At 65.5% G+C, this 3821-nt stretch carries 2 protein-coding genes and 1 pseudogene; 1 reads left to right on the plus strand and 2 read right to left on the minus strand.

What is annotated here, in order from left to right:
* Nucleotides 1-340: pseudogene (locus tag EOA22_RS26990) on the minus strand (NADP-dependent malic enzyme); the annotation flags it as partial.
* Between the two features lie 213 nt (nt 341-553).
* On the opposite strand from EOA22_RS26990, the gene mutS reads away from it, so the two are divergent.
* Nucleotides 554-3283, plus strand: coding sequence for a DNA mismatch repair protein MutS (mutS, locus tag EOA22_RS26995; RefSeq protein ID WP_063169906.1), 2730 nt, complete (start codon nt 554-556; stop codon nt 3281-3283).
* On the opposite strand, the gene EOA22_RS27000 is transcribed toward mutS, so the two are convergent.
* A partial coding sequence (locus tag EOA22_RS27000) for an aldo/keto reductase (RefSeq protein WP_164755857.1) occupies nt 3284-3821 on the minus strand: 538 nt, incomplete at its 5' end.

Consider the following 3821-nt stretch of genomic DNA (forward strand, 5'->3'; position numbering starts at 1 on the left):
AATCGAAATCGGCGAAGCGATTGACCAGCACCGCCTTGCCCTCCATCACCGGCTTGGAGGCCAGCGCGCCGAGATTGCCGAGACCGAGAATGGCTGTGCCGTTGGAGATGACTGCGACCATATTGCCGCGCGTCGTGTAGTCGAAGGCGCGCGAGGGGTCTTCGGCGATGGCCAGGACCGGAACCGCGACACCAGGCGAATAGGCGAGGCTGAGGTCGCGCTGCGTCGCCATCGGCTTGGTGGCGACGACCTCCAGCTTGCCCGGCCGACCCATGGCGTGGAATTCGAGCGCTTCCTGCGCACTGACGGACGGACCGCTGTTCTCGGTTTTCCTGGCCATGATGTACTTGATTTCCTCACCGGTGCAGCACCTCGTTGAAGCGGGTGCTTTGTGTCGGACCGAATTAAGACCACGCGCCGCCGCGTGTAAACTGCCAGCGTGCGGAATCGCGGTTGGTACGCGCGATTGCGGGCATCCTGCCGTCCCGGTCGTCCCCTGTTTTTCGAAGCCCCGGCATTAAACCGCGCGATCACATCTGCTAGCGTGCGGCGCATGAACATGCACAGCCCGAACGAGCCAGACGCCCCCGAGGCGATGACGCCGGTGCCGACCGCCCACGCCGGCGCCACGCCGATGATCGAGCAATTCATCGAGATCAAGGCGGCAAACCCGGATTCGCTGCTGTTCTATCGCATGGGCGATTTCTACGAACTGTTCTTCGACGATGCCGAGAAGGCAAGCCGGGCGCTGGGCATCGTCTTGACCAAGCGCGGCAAGTATCAAGGGCTCGACATTCCGATGTGCGGTGTGCCGGTGCATGCTGCTGACGACTATCTGCAGAAGCTGATCGGCCAGGGTTTCCGCGTTGCCGTCTGCGAACAGATCGAGGATCCGGCCGAGGCGAAGAAACGCGGCGGCAAATCGGTGGTGCGCCGCGATGTGGTGCGGCTGGTGACACCAGGCACCATCACCGAGGACAAATTGCTGGCGCCGTCGGAATCGAGCTTCCTGATGGCGCTGGGGCGGGTGAAAGGCGGAGCGGACCACTCCTTTGCGCTGGCCTGGATCGACATCTCGACCGGCGCCTTCCGCGTCACCGACACCACCGCCGACCGGCTTTTGGCTGACATCTTCCGTGTCGATCCGCGTGAGTTGATCGTTGCCGAGCCAGTGTTCCACGATCCGGAGCTGAAGCCGGTGTTCGACGTGCTCGGCCGCGTCGCCAGCCCGCAACCACCGTCACTGTTCGATTCGGCGTCGGCGACAGGGCGCATCGCCCGCTTCTTCGATGTGGCGACGCCGGACAGTTTTGGCGCCTTTTCGCGCGCCGAACTGTCGGCGATCTCGGGCGCCATTGCCTATGTCGAGAAGACGCAGAAAGCGGAGCGCCCGCCGCTGTCGCGGCCCGAACGCGAGGAGCAGGGTTCGACCCTGTTCATCGATCCGGCGACACGCGGCAATCTGGAACTGCTGCGCACGCTGTCGGGCAGCCGCGAAGGCTCGCTGTTCAAGGCGATCGACCGCACGGTGACCGGCGGCGGCGCAAGGCTGCTCGCCGACCGGCTGATGGCGCCGCTGACCGACCCGGCGGCGATCGGCGCCAGGCTGGACTCAGTGTCGTTCTTTCGTTCCGAAACGCGACTTTGCCAGGCGGTGCGGTCGAGCCTGAAGAGCGTTGCCGACATGCCCCGCGCGCTGTCCAGGCTGGCGCTCAACCGGGGTGGGCCGCGCGACCTTGGCGCGCTGCGCGCCGGCTTCGAGGCGGCAGGCGCGATCGCCGAAATCTTTGCCGCGACCGCCCTGCCCCCGGAACTTGCGGCGGCATTGGCCGCCATCCATGCACTGCCCCAAGCGCTTTCGCAGCATCTGATGCAGGCACTTGGCGACGAACTGCCGCTGCTCAAGCGCGACGGCGGCTTCGTTCGTGGCGGCTACCATGCCGATCTCGACGAGATGCGGGCGCTGCGCGACGAATCGCGAAAGGTGATCGCCGGGCTGGAACGCTCGCTGATCGACGAGACCGGCATCCGCTCGCTGAAAATCCGGCACAACAATGTGCTCGGCTACTATATCGAGGTGACCGCCAACCACCATGCTGTGATGACCGGCAGCGATGGCGCCAAGGCGCGCTTCATCCACCGCCAGACCATGGCCAACGCCATGCGCTTTACCACGACCGAGCTTGCCGAGCTCGAGACCAAGATCGCCAATGCCGCCGACCGGGCGCTCAACATCGAACTGGCCGCCTTCGAGGCGCTGACGACGGAAGCGGTCGGCGAAGCGGAGAAGATCCGTGCCGGCGCCGATGCGCTGGCCGTGCTCGATGTCTCCGCGGCGCTCGCGCTTCTGTCGGAAAGCGAAGCCTGGTGCCGGCCGGTGGTGGATTCGAGCCTTGCCTTCGAGATTACGGGCGGGCGGCATCCGGTGGTCGAACAGGCCTTGCGCCGCTCCGGCGAAGGCCCGTTCGTCGCCAATGATTGCGACCTGTCGCCGGAGGGAGCTGCCCGGAACGGCGCGATCTGGCTTTTGACCGGCCCGAACATGGGCGGTAAATCGACATTCCTGCGGCAAAACGCGCTGATCGCCATCCTGGCCCAGACCGGCTCGTTCGTGCCGGCGACATCGGCCCATATCGGCGTCGTCGACCGGCTGTTCTCGCGTGTCGGCGCCTCGGACGATCTGGCGCGCGGCCGCTCGACCTTCATGGTCGAGATGGTCGAGACGGCAGCGATCCTCAACCAGGCCGGCGAGCGCGCACTGGTGATCCTCGACGAGATCGGCCGCGGCACCGCCACTTTCGATGGCCTGTCGATCGCCTGGGCGGCGGTCGAATATCTGCATGAGAAGAACCGCTGCCGGGCAATCTTCGCCACCCATTTCCACGAAATGACCTCGCTGGCCGGCAAGCTGGCGCGTCTCTCCAACGTCACCATGCGGGTCAAGGAATGGGAAAACGACGTCGTCTTCCTGCACGAGGTCGGCAAGGGTGCCGCCGACCGCTCCTACGGCGTGCAGGTGGCGCGGCTGGCCGGCCTGCCGGAAGCGGTGGTCGACCGGGCCAAGGAAGTGCTGCACCAACTGGAAGAGGGCGAAGTTTCGGGCAAGACCAACCGGCTGGTCGACGATCTTCCATTGTTTTCGGTGGCGGTGAAGCGAGAAGCGCCGAAGCCGGTCAAGAGCGACGCGCTGGGGGCGGCACTCGGCGACATCAACCCGGACGAAATGACGCCACGCGAGGCGCTGGAAGCGCTCTACCGGCTGAAGGGGTTGGCGGGGACGTAGTCAGATCATCTCCAACCCGCGCTTGCGCGCTGGTGGCGGGAAGGCGCGGTCGAGATCGGCGATGTCCTGCGGCGCAAGCTTGATGTCGAGCGCAGCGACATTCTGGCGGACATGCTCCTCGCTGCTGGCCTTCGGGATGGCGATGACGCCCTCCTGATGCATCACCCAGGCCAGGGCGATTTGCGCTGGGGTCGCATTGTGGCGCCCGGCGATGGCTTCGAGCCTGGCATTGCGCGCCAACGCACCCTGCTCGACCGGAGAATAGGCCATCAAGGGGATGCCGCGCTGCCGGCTCCAGGGCGCCAGATCGAATTCGAGGCCACGCCGGACCAAATTGTAGAGCACCTGGTTGGTCTGGACATTGCCGCCATCGGGCAGGCCGATCAGCTCTTCCATCTCGTCGGTGTCGAAATTGCTGACGCCCCAGTGGCGGATCTTGCCGGCCTTTTTCAGGGCCTCGAAGGCCGCGACGGTTTCCGTCAATGGCACGCTGCCGGGCCAATGCAAGAGATAGAGATCGATGCGGTCGGTGCGCAGG

Source organism: Mesorhizobium sp. M7A.F.Ca.US.014.04.1.1 (assembly GCF_003998745.1).
Classification (GTDB): Bacteria; Pseudomonadota; Alphaproteobacteria; order Rhizobiales; family Rhizobiaceae; genus Mesorhizobium; species Mesorhizobium ciceri.